The sequence below is a fragment of the Nonomuraea sp. NPDC050404 genome (assembly GCF_040655495.1).
GTDB lineage: Bacteria > Actinomycetota > Actinomycetes > Streptosporangiales > Streptosporangiaceae > Nonomuraea.
Map to the genome: position 1 here is coordinate 370278 of NZ_JBFAKB010000011.1, position 15788 is coordinate 386065.

Annotated in this window: 18 protein-coding genes; 7 read left to right on the forward strand and 11 right to left on the reverse strand. The window is 72.0% G+C overall.

Annotation, left to right across the window (positions count from 1 at the left end):
- Positions 1-51: 51 nt before the first annotated feature.
- Genes AB0I81_RS30885 through AB0I81_RS30895 form a run of 3 tightly spaced genes read left to right on the forward strand, consistent with a single transcriptional unit; the run spans position 52 to position 3173 of the window.
- On the forward strand, positions 52-1224 hold the full coding sequence (locus tag AB0I81_RS30885) for an acetamidase/formamidase family protein (RefSeq protein ID WP_360663527.1): 1173 nt from the start codon (positions 52-54) through the stop codon (positions 1222-1224).
- A 33-nt stretch (positions 1225-1257) separates the two neighbouring features.
- Positions 1258-2730 carry an MFS transporter gene (locus AB0I81_RS30890; RefSeq protein WP_360663529.1) on the forward strand — a complete coding sequence of 491 codons (1473 nt, stop codon included), beginning with the start codon at positions 1258-1260 and terminating at the stop codon, positions 2728-2730.
- Positions 2727-3173 (forward strand): MarR family transcriptional regulator, encoded by a 447-nt coding sequence (locus AB0I81_RS30895; RefSeq protein WP_360663531.1) that lies wholly within the window; start codon positions 2727-2729, stop codon positions 3171-3173. The genes AB0I81_RS30890 and AB0I81_RS30895 overlap by 4 nt, the downstream gene beginning before the upstream one ends.
- 89 nt (positions 3174-3262) lie before the next feature.
- Here the strand turns inward: AB0I81_RS30895 and AB0I81_RS30900 are convergent, their stop codons facing one another.
- The 3 genes from AB0I81_RS30900 to AB0I81_RS30910 are packed head-to-tail and all read right to left on the reverse strand — an operon-like array spanning position 3263 to position 5200.
- Positions 3263-3700, reverse strand: a complete 438-nt coding sequence (locus AB0I81_RS30900; protein WP_360663533.1) for a MarR family transcriptional regulator — start codon at positions 3698-3700, stop codon at positions 3263-3265.
- Complete coding sequence (locus tag AB0I81_RS30905; protein WP_360663535.1) at positions 3697-4488, reverse strand: alpha/beta hydrolase; 792 nt, start codon at positions 4486-4488, stop codon at positions 3697-3699. The genes AB0I81_RS30900 and AB0I81_RS30905 overlap by 4 nt, the downstream gene beginning before the upstream one ends.
- A 31-nt stretch (positions 4489-4519) precedes the next feature.
- Positions 4520-5200, reverse strand: coding sequence for a hypothetical protein (locus AB0I81_RS30910; RefSeq protein WP_360663537.1), 681 nt, complete (start codon positions 5198-5200; stop codon positions 4520-4522).
- A gap of 112 nt (positions 5201-5312) precedes the next feature.
- Here AB0I81_RS30910 and AB0I81_RS30915 point away from each other — a divergent pair, with 112 nt between their 5' ends.
- Positions 5313-6233 carry an aminoglycoside phosphotransferase family protein gene (locus AB0I81_RS30915; protein WP_360663539.1) on the forward strand — a complete coding sequence of 307 codons (921 nt, stop codon included), beginning with the start codon at positions 5313-5315 and terminating at the stop codon, positions 6231-6233.
- Here AB0I81_RS30915 and AB0I81_RS30920 read toward each other — a convergent pair whose 3' ends face one another.
- Positions 6234-7586: a cytochrome P450 gene (locus AB0I81_RS30920; RefSeq protein WP_360663541.1), complete on the reverse strand. Its 1353-nt coding sequence runs from the start codon at positions 7584-7586 to the stop codon at positions 6234-6236.
- 20 nt (positions 7587-7606) lie between these two features.
- On the reverse strand, positions 7607-7789 hold the full coding sequence (locus AB0I81_RS30925; RefSeq protein ID WP_360663594.1) for an FAD-linked oxidase C-terminal domain-containing protein: 183 nt from the start codon (positions 7787-7789) through the stop codon (positions 7607-7609).
- A 94-nt stretch (positions 7790-7883) separates the two neighbouring features.
- Here AB0I81_RS30925 and AB0I81_RS30930 point away from each other — a divergent pair, with 94 nt between their 5' ends.
- The gene (locus AB0I81_RS30930; RefSeq protein WP_360663543.1) at positions 7884-9623 is read left to right on the forward strand and encodes a peroxidase family protein; all 1740 of its coding nucleotides are present in this window, start codon (positions 7884-7886) and stop codon (positions 9621-9623) included.
- Positions 9624-9628: 5 nt separating this feature from the next.
- Here AB0I81_RS30930 and AB0I81_RS30935 read toward each other — a convergent pair whose 3' ends face one another.
- The 3 genes from AB0I81_RS30935 to AB0I81_RS30945 form a co-directional block, all read right to left on the reverse strand.
- Complete coding sequence (locus tag AB0I81_RS30935; protein ID WP_360663545.1) at positions 9629-9820, reverse strand: ferredoxin; 192 nt, start codon at positions 9818-9820, stop codon at positions 9629-9631.
- A 47-nt stretch (positions 9821-9867) separates the two neighbouring features.
- Positions 9868-11139, reverse strand: a complete 1272-nt coding sequence (locus AB0I81_RS30940; RefSeq protein ID WP_360663547.1) for a cytochrome P450 — start codon at positions 11137-11139, stop codon at positions 9868-9870.
- Between the two features lie 67 nt (positions 11140-11206).
- Positions 11207-11971: a TetR/AcrR family transcriptional regulator gene (locus AB0I81_RS30945; protein WP_360663549.1), complete on the reverse strand. Its 765-nt coding sequence runs from the start codon at positions 11969-11971 to the stop codon at positions 11207-11209.
- Positions 11972-12019: 48 nt separating this feature from the next.
- On the opposite strand from AB0I81_RS30945, the gene AB0I81_RS30950 reads away from it, so the two are divergent.
- A complete protein-coding gene (locus AB0I81_RS30950) occupies positions 12020-12736 on the forward strand; it encodes a VOC family protein (protein ID WP_360663551.1) in 717 nt (238 codons plus the stop codon).
- 107 nt (positions 12737-12843) lie between these two features.
- On the opposite strand, the gene bla is transcribed toward AB0I81_RS30950, so the two are convergent.
- Entirely contained in the window at positions 12844-13827 is a 984-nt protein-coding gene (gene bla, locus AB0I81_RS30955; protein WP_360663553.1) for a class A beta-lactamase, read from the reverse strand.
- A gap of 138 nt (positions 13828-13965) precedes the next feature.
- On the opposite strand from bla, the gene AB0I81_RS30960 reads away from it, so the two are divergent.
- On the forward strand, positions 13966-14691 hold the full coding sequence (locus tag AB0I81_RS30960) for a hypothetical protein (protein ID WP_360663555.1): 726 nt from the start codon (positions 13966-13968) through the stop codon (positions 14689-14691).
- Positions 14692-14786: 95 nt separating this feature from the next.
- On the opposite strand, the gene AB0I81_RS30965 is transcribed toward AB0I81_RS30960, so the two are convergent.
- Positions 14787-15206, reverse strand: coding sequence for a hypothetical protein (locus tag AB0I81_RS30965; RefSeq protein WP_360663557.1), 420 nt, complete (start codon positions 15204-15206; stop codon positions 14787-14789).
- Between the two features lie 54 nt (positions 15207-15260).
- Positions 15261-15716: a MarR family transcriptional regulator gene (locus AB0I81_RS30970; RefSeq protein ID WP_360663559.1), complete on the reverse strand. Its 456-nt coding sequence runs from the start codon at positions 15714-15716 to the stop codon at positions 15261-15263.
- Positions 15717-15788 lie beyond the last annotated feature (72 nt).

The window sequence follows — 15788 nt, forward strand, 5'->3', positions numbered from 1 at the left end:
GGGTCGCCGCCTACCGTCGGAGGCGGTGATCCCTCACGCCTCTGGAGCAGCATGAACGTCGAACCGCTGTCCCGCTTCACCGACCGCTACCTGAACGTGCCCCGCCTCGCCTGCCGGGTCGGCGTGCCCCTCGCGGCCCAGCCGGAGATCGGGCACAACCGCTGGCACCCCGAGATCCCGCCCGCGATCACGGTGGACCCCGGCGACGAGGTGATCCTGGAATCGGCCGCGTACGACGACTACCAGATCCACGACGACGCCGGCCTGGACGAACTGCGCCGCGTCGACCTGTCGCGCATGCACCCCCTGACCGGCCCGGTGCACGTCAACGGCGCGCGGCCGGGCGACGTCCTGGTGGCCGAGGTGCTGGGCGTCGAGCCGCTCAGCGGCGTCGCCTTCTCCAACATCCTGCCCGGCACGCCCGGCCTGCTCGGCGAGATCTTCCCCGACGGTTACCGCTCGACCTGGTACGCCAGGGGCGGCATGGCCGAGTCGCCGCAGATCCCCGGCGTCCGGATCCCCGCCCAGCCGCACGTGGGCACGATCGGCGTCGCCCCGTCCTTCGAGCTGATGCGGCGCTGGCACGAGCGGGAGCGCCCGCTGTACGCCGACGGCCGCGCCTTCCCGCCCGACCCCCGCAACGCGCTGCTGCGCGGCCTGGGCGAGGAGGCCGCACGGGTGGCGGCGCGCACCCAGCCGCCCAGGGAGAACGGCGGCAACCTGGACATCAACAAGCTGGGCGCGGGTGCGAAGGTCTACTTCCCGGTCTTCGTGGCGGGCGGCCTGCTGTCGCTCGGCGACCACCACCTGTCGGCCGGCGACGGCGAGTGCAGCTTCAACGCCATGGAGATGGACGGCCGGACATGGCTGCGCCTGCGGGTGATCGAGGACGGCATGGCCCGCCACCGGATCACCACCCCCGTCGTCCGGCCGGCGCCGATCGTCGCCCAGTTCGGCGCGGACCGGTACCTGGGGTTCAACGGCTTCTGCTTCGACGGCGACGAGCAGGGCCACCAGGACGCGAGCTTCGCCGCCCGCGAGGCGGCGCGCCGGGCCGTGGACTACCTGATGGGGCTGGGCTACAGCGGCGAGCAGGCGTACGTCATCCTGAGCGTGGCCCCGGTGGAGATCCGGGTGAGCTGCATCGTGACTATCCCCAACCCGACGGTGACGCTCTACCTGCCGATCGACATCTTCGACCGGGACATTCTGCCGCCCCTATGACGGAGTATTTAGTTATGCGAATATAATAGTTATATGTCTACAACCGGCCCCCTGCCCGTCGCCCCCGCGCCGAGTCGCCGCCGGCGGATGCTCATCCTGGCCATCTGCTGCATGAGCCTGTTCATCGTCGGCCTGGACAACACGATCGTGAACGTCGCGCTGCCCGCCATCCGCCGCGACCTGAACGCCTCCGTCTCCGGCTTGCAGTGGATCATCGACGCCTACACGGTGGTGCTGGCGAGCCTGCTCATGCTGGCCGGCTCGACCGGCGACCGGGTCGGCCGCCGCCGCACGTTCCAGACGGGGCTGGCGCTGTTCACGCTCGGCTCGCTCATGTGCTCGCTCGCACCCAGCCTGGGCTGGCTGATCGCGGCACGGGCGCTGCAGGCCGTGGGCGGCTCCATGCTCAACCCCGTCGCCATGTCGATCATCACGAACACCTTCACCGAGCCGCGCGAGCGGGCGCGGGCCATCGGCGTGTGGGGCGGCGTCGTCGGCATCAGCATGGCGCTGGGCCCGCTGGTCGGGGGCGCGCTGGTGGACTCGGCCGGCTGGCAGGCGATCTTCTGGATCAACCTGCCGGTGGGGCTGGCCGCGTTCGTGTTGTGCGCGCTGTTCGTGCCGGAGTCTCGCGCGCCGCGCCCGCGCCGGGTGGATCCGGCCGGGCAGGTGCTGGTCATCGTGCTGCTGGCCACCCTGACGTACGGCTTCATCGAGGCGCCGGCCGCCGGTTGGGGGTCGCCGCTGACGCTGGGCTGCTTCGCGGTCGCGGCGCTGGCGCTGGCCTGCCTGGTGCCGTACGAGCTGCGCCGCGCCGAACCCCTGATCGAGCTGCGTTTCTTCCGCAGCACGCCGTTCGCGGGGGCCACCGTCATCGCCGTGTGCGCCTTCGCCGCGCTGGGCGGCTTCCTGTTCGTCAACACCCTGTATCTGCAGGACGTGCTGGGCCTGTCCGCCCTGCACGCCGGCCTCTACACGCTGCCCATGGCCGCGCTGACCGTGCTCTGCGGGCCGCTGTCCGGCCGGATCGTCGGGAACGCGGGAACCCGGGTGCCGCTGCTCGTGGCCGGGTCCGCCATGGCGGTCAGCGGCCTGATCATGACGGGGCTGTCGGCGGACACGCCGCTCTGGCGGCTGATGGCCGCGTACGTGCTGTTCGGGCTGGGCTTCGGCATGGTGAACGCGCCGATCACCAACACCGCCGTGTCCGGCATGCCGCGCAGCCAGGCCGGCGTGGCCGCGGCGGTGGCCTCCACCAGCCGCCAGATCGGCCAGTCGCTCGGCGTCGCGGTCATCGGCGCGCTGGTCACCTCGGCGGTGGCCGGCCCGTTCGCCACCGGGTTCCCCGCGGCCAGCCACATCGGCTGGTGGATCATCGCCGGTTGCGGGCTGGCGATTCTGCTGCTCGGTATCCTGACCACGACCGGCCGGGCCCGGCGCAGCGCCGCCCGTACCGCCGAACGGCTCGCCCACGCTCCCGACAGAATGGCGGAGGCCACTACATGAGCGACACCCCCGACCGGGAGGCGGTGGCCCGTGTCTGGGCCGCCATGTACGACCTCGTCCTGCGGCAGGAGGACCGCCGCAAGGAGGTGGCCGAGACGCTCGGCATGAGCTTCTTCCGGGTCAAGGCGCTGCGCCGGCTGCTCGCGGGGCCGATGACCATGCGGGAGCTGACCGCCGACCTGTCCACCGACAAGCCGTACACCACGCTGATGGTCGACGACCTGGAGCAGCGCGGCTACGTGACCCGCAGCGTCTCCCCCGGCGACCGCCGCAGCAAGATCGTCGCCCTCACCCCGGCGGGCGCGGCCGCCGCCGAGGAGGCCGAGCGCATCCTGGCCCGCCCGCCGCGCTCCCTGCTCGCCCTGGACCCCGGCGACCTGGCCGCCCTCGACCGCGTCATGGCCAGGCTCCGCACTCCTGAGGAGACCGCGAGCCGGTCCTGAACCGCCCGGGGCGGCACGCAGGCGGTATCCAGGCGGCATGCGGGCGGCACGGAGGCGGGCCTTCCTTGCCGGGAGCAGTCGGCCGGAGGTCAGCCCCGGCGTCGGCGCAGGAGGTCCTCGCCCACGTCCACGTACCCCTCGAACAGGCCGATCACGTCGTCCAGGCGCTCCCGGGCCGGACCGGGATCGACCAGGTTCTCACCGGAACGCAGTGCGGCGATGAGCTTCCTGGCACGGGCGTGGCTCGCCTCCAGCAGGGTCTCCAGCCCGCCCGCCGCCTCCACCAGCAGCCGGCGGCTGCCGGGCTGCGGGATCACCCCGGCCAGCCCCCAGGAGTCGAGTTGCCGCACCGCCGTGCTCACCGCCCCCTTGCTCAGCCCCAGTTCGGCGGCGATGTCGTCGAGGGTGCACGGCCGTTCGGTGATCAGCAGCAGCCCGTAGACGCGGCCGGTGGCGTGCGGCAGGTGCCACGAGGCGAGCAGATCACCCACCGAGGTGACGAACGCGCGCCGCCGCTCCGCGTTCACAGCGCCCCCCTTGTACGGAGGAACGTCTCGATCGCGGCGTTGACCGCCTCGGGCGCGTCCTGATTGGCGATGTGCCCGGCCCCGGGCACGACGACCTCCTCGACGCCTTCGGCGGCGGCCCACCTCGGCATGGCCGTGGCGATGTTGCCGGTACGGTCCCGCTCTCCCCGGATCAGGCAGAGCGGCACCGGCGTGCGATAACCGGGATCAGGGTCGAGGAACTCCACGGTAGCCCGCCACACCTGCACGAATTCCGCCTTGCTGAGCTGCGAGAACGCCCGGCGCGCGTCCTCCCGGGCCGCCGGGGTCACCGCCGAGGCGCCGGCCATCAGCCCCGGCAGCCGCCCGGAAGGGAGCATCGACAGGGAGGGGGCCGCGGCCTTCAGCAGCAGGCGTTCCCTGACGGACAGGGGCGCGGTGTTCCAGGTCGAGCCGATGACCACCAGCGCCCTGCACAGTCCGGGCGACCGCCGGACCAGGGCCTGGCTCAGATTGCCGCCCAGCGACTGTCCCACCAGTACCGGCCGGTCGAGCCCCAGGCTCCCGATGACGGCGCGCAGGTCGGCGATCGCCCGCTCGGCGGTGAACGGCGCGCCGGCCGGGCGGGAGAGCCCGTGGCCGCGCAGGTCCCAGGTGACGACCCGGTGTCCGAGCACGCGCAGGTGGTCCCGCTGGGCGTCGAACATCACGTGGTCGGCCCCGGCTCCGTGCGAGAACACCACCGGGACGCCGTCACCACCACTGTCGTCGTACCGCAGCTCGCACCCGTCCACACTCAGATTCAGCATTTACTAAATATAGCGAATCCAAGCCGCGCGCTCAGACGCGGCTCAGCGCCGCGGCCAGCTCCTCCTGGATCCGGGCGGCCAGCTCGAAGCCCAGCGCCGCCGCGGCACGGTCGCGCGCCTGGGTCAGCGCCTCGCGCGCCGCCCCGGTGCCCGTCCCGTCGAGGGCCGAGACGACGGCCGCGGCCAGCCGGGGCCTGTCCGGCGGGCCGATGCCGCGCCTGGTCGCGATGTCGCGTTCGGCGGCGCTGAGCCCGTCCCGCGTGTACGCCAGCGGAAAGGCCCGGTGCAGCCCCGAGACCGCCTGCCGTGCCCTCGCACCACCGAGGTAGGGGCCGAAGCAGGTGACCCCGTCGAACCGTGCGGTGTGACTCGTGCGCACCCCGGCGGTGCGTGGCCGCGTGTCGACCACGAGGTAATTGCACGTCTCCGCGCCGCCGACGCTGCGGTTCCAGGCGGGCAGACGGGCTTCGAGCAGGTTGCGCTCCAGCCACGCGGCCTCGTGAACCGAGCCGCACGCCACCGCCTCGACCCGCGCGATCCTGGCGACCATGCCGGCCAGGTGCCGGCGGTCGCGCAGGTCGCCCCAGTAGGAGCGCACCCGGCTGCGTAAGTCCGTGGCGCGCCCCAGGTAGAGGATCCGGCCGTGCCGGTCGCGGAACCGGTAGACGCCCGGCTCGCGCGGGAGCAGGGCGGCCGATGATCTCGCTGACACCGGGCCGAGTCAAACAGCGGCCGCCCGGGGTGTCAACGGCCGATATCCGGAGAAGGGCGAGAGCGGAAAAGGACGAGACAGGTCCCGGCCGGCCGTGTCAGCATGCTCGATCATGCCGGAATACGTGACGAGCGACGAAACGCTGGCCGCCATCGCCGAACGGCACGGCAGCACCGCCGCGCGGCTGCGGCCCCTTCCCCACGGGGTCGCCAACCGTTCCTTCCTGCTCGGCGACGACCTGGTCCTGCGCATCCCCCGGACGCAGGAGTTCCTCGCCGACCTGGTCAAGGAGGCCGCGGTCATCCCCGTGGCGCTGCGCGCGGGCGTGCGCACGCCGGAGATCGTCGCCTTCGACGCCGGCTGTTCGGTGGTGGAGGTGCCCTACATGGTCCTCACCCGGGCGGAAGGGGTGGATCTCGCCCGTCTCGACCTGCCCGCCACCGGCACCGACCGCGTCCTGCGCCAGGTGGGGCGGGAGCTGGCCAAGCTGCACCGGCTGCCGGCGCCCGCCCTTCCCGAGGTCCCGGTGGACGACGGCGAGGCGGACCCGTGGGCGTTCACCGAACGCCTGGCCGGGGACGGCTGGATCGACCGCGAGGCGGCCCGCTGGCTCATCCGCTGCTTCGACCGGCTCTCGGCGCACCTGCCGGAGGATGCGCCCCGGGTGCTGATCCACGGCGACGTCGCGCCGCAGAACCTGCTCGTCTCCCCGCGGGCGTCCCGGCTCGGCGGGATTGTGGACTGGGGCGACGCCGCGTGGGCCGATCCTGCCGCCGACTTCGCCAAGATACCCCTGACCGGCGTCCCCGCCATGCTCGACGGCTACCGCCGGGAAGGCATCGCCGCGGACGCGCCGGCGTGGGAGGCCCGCGTGTTGTGGTTCCATCTCATCTGGGCACTCGGACGTCTGCCGGACCCGGCCCCGCGACCGGGTGAACGCCACTGGAGCGCCCCGCCGGCCGGCCGGCTGCTGGGGCTGCTGCGCTTCTTCGCCTCGGCCCCGCCGTACCCATGGAACGAGCTGGCGGCCTGATCACGTCGCCGGCTCCGCGCGGGGCCGGACGCGCAGCCGCAGGGAGAAGGAGTCCAGGGTCTTGGGCAGCGGGGCACCCGGGTGGAGTTTCGGGCTGGCCGGCGTGAAGTCGTACTGGCGCAGCAGCGTGGCCAGGACCGTGGCCAGGACCTGGGTGCCCAGCTCGGCTCCGGGGCAGCGGCCGGGACCCAGCGAGAACGGGGCGATCCACCAGTCCGCCGCCGCCCGCCCGTCCAGCCACGCGTCGGGGGTGAAGGCGTCGGCGTGGTCGATCTGCGGATTGCGCTGGTGCAGGGACAGCGGGATCATGACGCTGGTCCCGGCGGGGAGCCGGGTCCCGTGCCAGGGGGTGTCTGAGGGCACGTGCCGGAGCAGGGTGGGGACGAGCGGCCACAACCGCGCGGTCTCGCTCACGCAGGCGCTCAGGAACTCCAGGCCGTCCCCGTCGGCGTCCGCCTCCGCGCGTGCCCTGGCCGCGTGTTCCGGATGCCCGGCGAGCAGCGCCAGGGCGGGCGTGACCAGCACGGCGCCGATCCCGCCCAGGGCCAGCAGCCAGTGCGGGACCTGCCCCGCCGGGCAGGTCCGCTCGCTCTGGTACGCCCCGGCGAACAGCCCCATCAGGCTGCCCTCGGCCGCCGCCGCCACGTACCGATCGATCTCGGCCGTCAGGACGCGGCGGCGCGAGCGGACGATCCCGTTGCGCCACGGGCGCAGCCCCAGCCAGTTGGCCTCGCCGAGCAGCGCGCGGATGGTGGCCAGGATCCGCAGGTCGTCGCGGGCCGCGTCACCGAACAGCAGCCGCAGGACCGCCCGGTCGTAGGGGACGCTCAGCCGTTCCCAGTTCACGATGTCGGGGCCGTTCCCGAGGACGTCCCGCAGTTCCTCCGTCACCACCTGCCGCACGCGCGCCCCCAGGTCGTGCGGCACCTTTCCCGGCTGGAGGATTGCCTCGTTGAAGCGGCGCCGGTCCTCGCGCAGCTCTCCGCGCGAGAGCAGCAGGCTGTCGGGCTGGACGGTCGCCAGACCCTTGCGCTTCTCCTTCGTGGCGACCATGAACTCCGCTTCCGGCGCGGTCAGCACCCGCTTGACATCGTCCTGGGCCAGGACCAGGAGCGCCTTGCCCGTCGGGCCCCGCAAGTAGACGGACCGGCCGCCGTAGCGGACCCGCAGCCGCATGCAGAAGCGCTGCGCCCTGGCCTGCGTGTCGAGGGCGGCCAGCCATCGCGCCATCGCGGGCCGGCTGATGAAGGCGCCGCGGACGATCATGGGAAGTGAGTAGAGCAGGGAGAAGCGCAGGCTCTCCGGCAGGGTCGCGTGCGGGATCGGGGTCGCATGCGGGATCTGGGGTGACATGGATTCCCTCGGATTCGGTGTCATCCCGGCAGGACCTTGCCGGGATTGAGGATGCCCAGCGGGTCCAGCAGCTTCTTGATGCCCTGGTGGACGCGCAGGTCCGCCGGGAACCGGTCGAGCATCGGCAACTCGGCCGAGCCCGGATTGCCGAAGACCGAGGTCACGCCGTGGGAGCGGGCCACGTCCCGGACGGCTTCGCGCACGAGGGTCAAGAAGTGCCTCCCGGCATGCCCATCTCCGTTCAAGGGTACGACCAAGAGTAGTCAACAGATTACTCGTTGTGAAGAACGGAAGGTCATGACCTGGGCGAAGAGGGAATGGTACGAGCTCCCGACCCTGCTCCAGATGCTGGCGCTGGCCGGGATCCGCCGGCGGATGCGCCGGCGCAACCTCCACGACACCTACGCGGCGGGCGGCGAGCCGGGACGCACCCCGTCACCCGGCAGGCCGTGTCACCGCAGCTACGACGGGTCCGGCTACGACCCGGGCGACGTCGCCATGGGCCGGGCGGGCACGCGCTTCGACCGCAACGCCCCGCTGGAGATGGCCCACCCCGACCCGGAGGGCCTGCTGTCGCCCAACCCCCGCGAGGTGGCCAACCGGCTGCTGGTCAGGCGCGAGTTCGTGCCGGCGGAGTCGCTCAACATGCTGGCCGCCGCGTGGGTGCAGTTCCAGAACCACGACTGGTTCAGCCACGGCGACAACCACCGGGCCGGGCCCATCAAGGTGCCGATCGCCGACGGCGACCCGTGGCACGAGCCGATGATGCGGGTGCGCCGCAGCCGGCTCGACCCCACGCCCGCGACCGCGCCGGGCGCCCCGCCGACGTACGAGAACATCGTCACGCACTGGTGGGACGGCTCGCAGCTCTACGGCAGCTCCGAGCGGCGCTGCCGGTCGTTGCGGACCGGCGAGGACGGCCGGATGATCCTCCGGGACGGGCTGCTGCCGCAGGAGAACGACCCGAGCCTGGCCGGGATCGACCTGACCGGGTTCAACGACAACTACTGGGTGGGCCTGGCGCTCATGCACACCCTGTTCGTCAAGGAGCACAACGCGATCTGCGACATGTTGCGCGCGGCCTACCCCTCCTGGGACGACGAGCGGCTCTTCCAGACCGCCCGCCTGGTCAACGCCGCCGTCATGGCCAAGATCCACACCGTGGAGTGGACCCCGGGCATCCTGGACAACACGGCCGTGCGCGTGGGCATGAACGTCAACTGGGCCGGGCTGCTCGGCCCCGGATTCCGCCGCCGGCGTGGCCGGATCGGGGACGGCGAGGTGTTGTCGGGCATCCTGGGCTCGCCGATGGACCACCACGGCGCCCAGTTCTCGATGACGGAGGAGTTCGTCACCTCCTACCGGATGCATCCGCTGATCCGCGACGACTACCCGGTCCGCTCGTACCGGGACGGGTCGCTGATCGCCACCGAGGAGCTGATGACCATCCAGGGGCGGCACACCCGTGACGCCACCCGGCGGCACGCCATGCCCGACTGGCTCTACTCCTTCGGCGTCATGAATCCCGGGGCGCTGACCCTGCACAACCACCCCAACGCCATGCGTGACCTGGTCCGCGTCAACGGCGAGCGCATCGACGTCGGCACCCTGGACATCCTGCGCGACCGCGAGCGCGGCGTCCCCCGCTACAACGACTTCCGCCGCGCGCTCGGCATGCGGCCGGTGACCGGGTTCACGGGGATGGCCGGCGATTCCGGGACGGCGCGCGAGCTGGAGGAGGTCTACGACGGCGATCCCGAACGGGTGGACGTCACCGTCGGGCTGCTGGCCGAGCCCAAGCCGCGGGGTTTCGGGATGTCCGACAGCGCCTTCCGCCTCTTCGTGCTGATGGCCTCCCGCCGGCTCAAGAGCGACCCGTTCTTCACCGATCTGTACACGCCGGAGATCTACAGTCCGGAAGGGCTGGACTGGATCGACCGGACCGGCATGGTCGAGGTGCTGGTGCGCCACCATCCCGAGCTGGCGCCGGCGCTCGGCGGCGTGACCAACGCCTTCGCGCCGTGGCCGCCGGCATGAGGGATTTAGAGGGGGTCGATGGCGCGTTCCGGGCAGTTGGACACCGCCAGGCGGGCGGGGTGTTCCTGGTCCTGGGGCACCGTGCCGTCGCCGATCACCTGCCCGTAGCCTTCGTCGTCGGCGGTGAAGACGCCGGGGGCCAGGTCGTAGCAGCGGCCGTGGCCCTGGCAGCGTTCCGGGTCGATGCGCAACTTCATCGGAGACTCCCTCCGGTCGGTTGGGGACTGCCATACCCGCGGATCGCTCAGAGGATCCGCAAGGGGAGGGTACGGGGGCCGCGTACCTGGCCGGCGGCCCACGTCACCGCCGCCGGGTCCGCCAGGGCGAAGGCGGGGACGCGGGCCAGCCAGACCTCCAGGGCGACCCGGAGCTCCATGCGGGCCAGGTGCGAGCCGACGCAGCGGTGGACGCCGAGACCGAAGGCGGCGTGCCGGTTGACCTCGCGGTCGATGATCACCTCGTCCGCGCGGTCGAACTGGGCCGGGTCGCGGTTGGCGGCGGGGAAGGACAGCAGGATCCAGTCGTCGGCCCTCATGTCCACGCCGTTCCAGCGCATGTCCTCCTTGACCAGCCGGGCCATGGTGACCGGCGCGTAGGCGCGCAGGAGTTCCTCCATCGCGGTCGGCAGCAGCTCCGGCTCGGCCACCAGCCGCTCCCGGTCGGCCGGAGTCCTGGCCAGATGCCACAACGACGCCCCGATCGCGCTCCACGAGGTGTCGATGCCCGCGATGAGCAGCAACATCATCGTGCCCACCAGGTGCACGGGGTCCAGCTTCGCGCCGTGGAGTTCGGCGTTGATGAGGTACGTGGTCAGGTCGTCGCGCGGCCTGGCGAGGTGGTCGTGGATCTGCGCGACGAGGTAGTCGGACAGTTCGTCGAAGTGTGCGATGCGTTCCTCGGGCGGCCGTCCGGCGCTTTCGAGGACGTTCTCCACGAACACCCGGAAGCGGGGGCCGTCGCCGGGCGGCAGGCCGAGCATATCGGCGATCACCCGCGTCGGAATGTGCTGGGCGTACTCGGACGCCGCGTCCACGACGTCCCGCCCCTCGAAAGAGTCGATCAGCTCATGACAGAACGCCCGCGTCGCCTCCTCCCGTTTGGCCACCGCGCTCTTGGTGAACGCCGGCAGCAGCAGCCTGCGGGCGTCGTGGTGGAACGGCGGGTCGGAGGTGATGGGCGGGGCGTCGCCCGCCGGGGCCAGGTCGAGCGGCGGCTTGTTGTTGCTGACGATGATCGCCCGGGAGGAGAAACGCTCGGTGTCGTAGGCGACCGCCGCCACGTCCTCGTACCGCGTCGGCAACCACACGCCGCCGAACCGCTCGGTGTGCGCGATCGGGCAGCGCCGCCGCAGATCATCCTGGATCGGGTACGGATCCGCCGCCCACGCCGGATCGACGTGGGAGAAATCGGTCGCCCAGTCCGAGACCGGATCGGTCACGGCCTCGCTGAAGGTGCCGGCCACCCGATTCCTGCGTTCCTCCCCGAGATCGTGCCCGAAGCGGTCGTCCACGGTCATCGTCGCACTCCATCCCCCGGCCGGCTCTGTCGCCGTTCAGGTGATTCGCCGGAGGACCGCCGCCGGATTACGTGCCGGCGATGCGCTGGCCGATGGAGTCCAGCAACAGGTCAAGGCCGAAGAGGAAACGATCGAGGGCCCGCCGCGGAAGGTACGGCGCCGCCATGTCCGACACCGCGAACGCCCCCGCGCCGCCCAGGGCCCCAAGCAGCGGGAACCGCCCGTCCATGCGCTCCTCCAGGAACGGGACCCGCCGCTCCCACCACTCGTCGTCGCTGGTGCCGGTCTGCGCGGGCGCCTGCTCCGCCTCCACGACGGCCGAGGCCGCGCCCCGGGTGTACGACTCCACGGCCGCCGCGCACTTCACCAGGTCGCCGGGGGCCAGGCCGTGCCCGTCGAGCAGGGTCAGCGTGGCCTCGTACCGGCGCAGGACGTTCGGCCCGAACACGGTCCGCGACGTGGCCACCTGCAGCAGCCACGGATGGGCCCGGTAGGCGGCCAGGTCGGAGCAGGCGATCTCGCGCAGCCCCGCCCGCCACCCGGCGTCCGCGCCGGGCAGGGGCTGCCTGCCCACCACCCGGTCGACCATCAGCTCCAGCAGTTCGGCCTTGCCGGGCACGTACGTGTACAGCGACGCGGTGCCGACGCCGAGCGTCCTGGCGAGCGTGCGCATCGACAGCGCGGCCGGACCGGCGCTGTCGGCCTCGGCGATGGCGGCGTCCACGATGCGCGGCAGCTCCAGCCGCTGCCGGGGGCCGCGCCGCGGAGCCGGCAGCCCGTCCCAGAGCAGGGCCATCGTGCGTGCCGGATCGCCGCTTCCCGCATATTCCATCGGAATATTCTCCCGCATCAATACTCCGAACACTGTACGATGTTTTGCATGCGAGCGGAAACCGTCATCCCCCTGCTGCCCTGCCGCCACCTCGACGACGTCCTGCCCTTCTACGAGGCGCTCGGGTTCGAGGTGACCTACCGCCAGGAGCGCCCCAACCCCTACGCCGACGTCCGCCGGGGCGGGATCCAGGTGGGCCTGTTCGGCGTGCCCGAGTTCGATCCGGCCGAGTCGATGGGGAGCATCGTCGTGGTGGTGGACGACACCGAACCGTTGTACAAGGCGTTCGCGGCCGGTTTGCGGGCCGCGTTCGGGAAGGTGCCGGTCTCCGGGATCCCGCGGATGACCCGGCCACGGCGCATGCAGGGGACGACGGGCGGGTTCATGGTGGTGGACCCCGGCGGGAACTGGCTGCGGATCAGCCGGCGCAAGGCCGAGGAGGAGGACCCGTCGGAGGGCCGGCTGGCGCGGGTGGTGGCCACCGCCGCCCGTCAGGGGGACTCCCACGGTGACGAGGCGGCGGGCATCCGCGTGCTGGAGATCGGCCTGGCCCGCCACTCCGACGCCTCGCCGGCCCAGCGGCTGCCGGCGCTGGTGTACCTGGCCGAGCTTCGGCTGCGCACCGGCGACCGGGACGGGGCGGCGGCGGCGCTGGCCGAGCTGGGCGACCTGGAACTGACCCCGGACGAGCGCGAGGCCGCCGCCGGCGACCTCGCCACCGCCGCCGAACTGGAGGCCGACCTGACCGCCGGCCAGCAACCCTGACCACCGGGGCACCCGCCAGGCCCGCAGCCCAGATGGCTGGGGGGCCTTCAAGGCTGAGGGGCTCTGAGGGCCGGGGCCTGCGTGCATGCCCCGGCCCAAGGGTGGGCTCAGAGCTTGCCGAGTCCTTCGGCCAGGATGGTCGCGGTCTTGGCGATGGTCTTGTTGTCGGTGGGAAGGCCCGGGGTGCGGTTGGTGTAGACCGCCATGATGATGGGCGCGCCGGACTTGCCCGGCCAGACGACGGCCAGGTCGTTCCCGCCACCGAAGCCGTCGGAGTTGGTGCCGGTCTTGTGGGCGATCGTCCAGGTCTTGGGCAGCCCGGCGGGGATGCGGTCGGGGCCGAGCTTGGCCTCGCGCATCCAGTCGAGCAACTGCTTGCGGTCATCGGCGTGCAGCGCGTCCCCGGTCGCCAGCAGGCGCAGGTCCCGGGCGATGGCGGCGGGCGTGGTGGTGTCGCGCTTCTCCTTGGGCGTCCAGTCGTTGAGCTCGGGGTGCCAGCGGTCCCAGCGGGAGACGCGGTCGCCCAGGGTGCGGAAGTACTTGGTCAGCCCCGCCGGCCCGCCGATCTGCTTGAGTAGCAGGTTGGAGGCGGTGCCGTCGCTCTGGGTGATGGCCGCGTGGCACAGTTGCGAGACGGTCAGGCCGTCCTCGATGTGCTTCTCGGTGACCGGTGAGTTGGGCGTCATGTCCTCCTTCGTCCACTTGATGAGCCGGTCCATCAGGCCGGGGCTGCCGGTGCGCGCCTTCTTCAGCACGGCGGCGCAGAGGGGCGCCTTGAAGGTCGACAACATGGGGAAACGCTCGCCGGAGCGGTAGGACACCGTCTTGCCGGTGGCCGTGTCGAGGGCGTACGCGCCGATGCGGCCCTTGAAGGACTTCTCCAGGGCGCGCAACTCCTTGCCGACCTGCGCCTCGACGGCGGCCGGGGTCACGATGGCAGGGGTCGCGACGGCAGAGGTCGCGACGGCCGGGATCGTGACGGCGGCCGGGGTCTCGGCAGAGGCCGTGCCTGCGCCGAGGGCGCCGCCCGTCAGGAGGGAGATCGCCAGGGCGGTCGCGGGCAGCGCGGCGGCGGCGCGGGGGTGTCGCATGTCAGTTCCTTGCTCGTCATTACGGTTCATGGCGGAGCTCACGAGCAAAGCAGATATGATCACGCGGCGTCTAATAGTGATATTGGGCTTTGGTCGATACCCATCCAGATATGACCGCAGGTCAATGGAAAGGTGTTCATGAGCAACGAGGTGTGGGATCCGTTCGGCACGCTCGGCCGGGCTCTGTGGATCGGCGGCGGGCAGTGGGCCGGCAAGTCCACCGTGGCCCGGCTGCTGGCCCACCGGTACGGACTGACCGCCTACCACTACGACTACCACGACTCCCGGGGCCACGACGCCCGCCGCATCGCCCGGCGGGTCTCGCTCGGCGAACCCCTGACCGGTCCCGACCCCGACGCGGTCTGGGTGAACAGCACTCCTGACGAGATGGCCGCCGACACGCTGTCCGGCTTCCCGGCCCGTTTCGAGTGGGCCCTGGACGACCTGCGCGGGCTGACCTCCGGACGTCCCGTACTGGCCGAGGGCTGGGGTCTGCGTCCCGAGCTGGTCGCCCCGATCGTCGGCTCGCTCCGGCAGATGGTCGTGATGGTGCCGACCGACGCGTTCCGCGAGAACCAGGTCAGGGTGCTCCCCCGCGCCGGCGCCCTCGACCAGAACGTCAGCGACCCCGAGCGGGCGCAGCGCAACCGGCTCGAACGGGACCGTCTCGTCGCCGGCGACGCCGTACGATCCGCGCGCCGCCTCGGCATCCGGGTGGTCGAGGTCGATGGAACTCACGACGCCGAGGCCGTCGCCGACCTCCTGGCCGACCACTTCGGCCCCTACCTGCCGCCCTTGGAAGCCCACCCGAACGGCCAGTCCACCACTCCCCCACCCGCCACCGCCCGCCCATCAGACGTATAAACGGCGGACGCCCGCTTCAGGCATGCGCCCACCCGCTTCAGGCATGCACCCCCGCTCAGGCATGCTCCCGCCCGCTCAAGCGAGCGCTCACCCGCTCAGGCGGGCGGGACGCGCGACGGCATCCGTTCGGCGAGCAGGCCGGCCAGCCGGTCGGGGTCCTCGACGGTGACGGTCAGCGCGGGATGGCGCAGCACGCCGAGCGGTTCGCTGCCGGACACCGAGCGGTGGAACCGGATACAGACCCCGCGCCGCGTGCTGCTGCCGAAGGTGAGCCCGCCGTCCTTCAGCGACATGCGCACCCCCAGCGCCTTGACCGGCGAGAAGGGGCCGGACAGCTCGGCCCCGGCCACGTTGGCCCGGGGCGACAACACCAGCCACGGCCCGAACCGCACCCGCAGCAGTTCATCGGTCAGCGTCAGCCGGCAGGTGCCGGGGTTGATGCCGAGCAGGGCGAGCAACGGCCGGTACCGCTGCTCGAAGGCGAAGCCGAATTCGAGTTCCCCGTCTTGACTCACGCCGTCCGGCTACCCCGCAACCCGCCCCGCACACCACGACACGCCTGGTCAGCGCTACACTCCGGCGGCGCTGTCCTGCGGGGAGCCGCGCCCGTGGCGGGGCCAGGGCCGGCCGCCGAGGCGTTCGATGTCGGTGTTGAAGCGCTTGAGGTAGGCGGCGAAGGCGGCGACCTCGTCGGCCGTCCACCCGGCGAGCACCTTGTCCAGCCCGTAGAGGTTCCTGGCGCGCTCGGCCTCCAGGAAGCGCTCCCCCTCCTCGGTGAGGCGGAACTTGCGGGCGATCCCGCCCCCGGGATCGGCGATGCGCTCGGCCAGCCCGTCGCGCAGCAGCGCCGAGGTGTGCCGGTTGAGAGTGGAGACGTCCAGCCCGAACGCCTCGCTGAGCTGGCCGATGGACATCATGCCCTCCATCCGGATGCGGCTGAGCAGGATGTACGCGCTGCGGTCGAGGTGGCGATGCTGCCCGAGCAGCATGGTCTCGTACTCGATCAGGTGCGTGGGCTTGTCCATGCCGATCCTTCTTCATCCGGTGCGGGCCACCCTAACGCGTAACCCCCACAACGTGTGCATGTAACACACTAT

Excerpts from the sequence above, each read along its gene's own strand:
- AB0I81_RS30885 (WP_360663527.1), top strand. The coding sequence starts at position 52 with ATGAACGTCGAACCGCTGTCCCGCTTCACCGACCGCTACCTGAACGTG.
- AB0I81_RS30890 (WP_360663529.1), top strand. The coding sequence starts at position 1,258 with ATGTCTACAACCGGCCCCCTGCCCGTCGCCCCCGCGCCGAGTCGCCGC.
- AB0I81_RS30895 (WP_360663531.1), top strand. The coding sequence starts at position 2,727 with ATGAGCGACACCCCCGACCGGGAGGCGGTGGCCCGTGTCTGGGCCGCC.
- AB0I81_RS30905 (WP_360663535.1), bottom strand. The coding sequence starts at position 4,488 with ATGCTGAATCTGAGTGTGGACGGGTGCGAGCTGCGGTACGACGACAGT.
- AB0I81_RS30915 (WP_360663539.1), top strand. The coding sequence starts at position 5,313 with ATGCCGGAATACGTGACGAGCGACGAAACGCTGGCCGCCATCGCCGAA.
- AB0I81_RS30920 (WP_360663541.1), bottom strand. The coding sequence starts at position 7,586 with ATGTCACCCCAGATCCCGCATGCGACCCCGATCCCGCACGCGACCCTG.
- AB0I81_RS30930 (WP_360663543.1), top strand. The coding sequence starts at position 7,884 with ATGACCTGGGCGAAGAGGGAATGGTACGAGCTCCCGACCCTGCTCCAG.
- AB0I81_RS30935 (WP_360663545.1), bottom strand. The coding sequence starts at position 9,820 with ATGAAGTTGCGCATCGACCCGGAACGCTGCCAGGGCCACGGCCGCTGC.
- AB0I81_RS30940 (WP_360663547.1), bottom strand. The coding sequence starts at position 11,139 with ATGACCGTGGACGACCGCTTCGGGCACGATCTCGGGGAGGAACGCAGG.
- AB0I81_RS30945 (WP_360663549.1), bottom strand. The coding sequence starts at position 11,971 with ATGGAATATGCGGGAAGCGGCGATCCGGCACGCACGATGGCCCTGCTC.
- AB0I81_RS30950 (WP_360663551.1), top strand. The coding sequence starts at position 12,020 with ATGCGAGCGGAAACCGTCATCCCCCTGCTGCCCTGCCGCCACCTCGAC.
- bla (WP_360663553.1), bottom strand. The coding sequence starts at position 13,827 with ATGCGACACCCCCGCGCCGCCGCCGCGCTGCCCGCGACCGCCCTGGCG.
- AB0I81_RS30960 (WP_360663555.1), top strand. The coding sequence starts at position 13,966 with ATGAGCAACGAGGTGTGGGATCCGTTCGGCACGCTCGGCCGGGCTCTG.
- AB0I81_RS30970 (WP_360663559.1), bottom strand. The coding sequence starts at position 15,716 with ATGGACAAGCCCACGCACCTGATCGAGTACGAGACCATGCTGCTCGGG.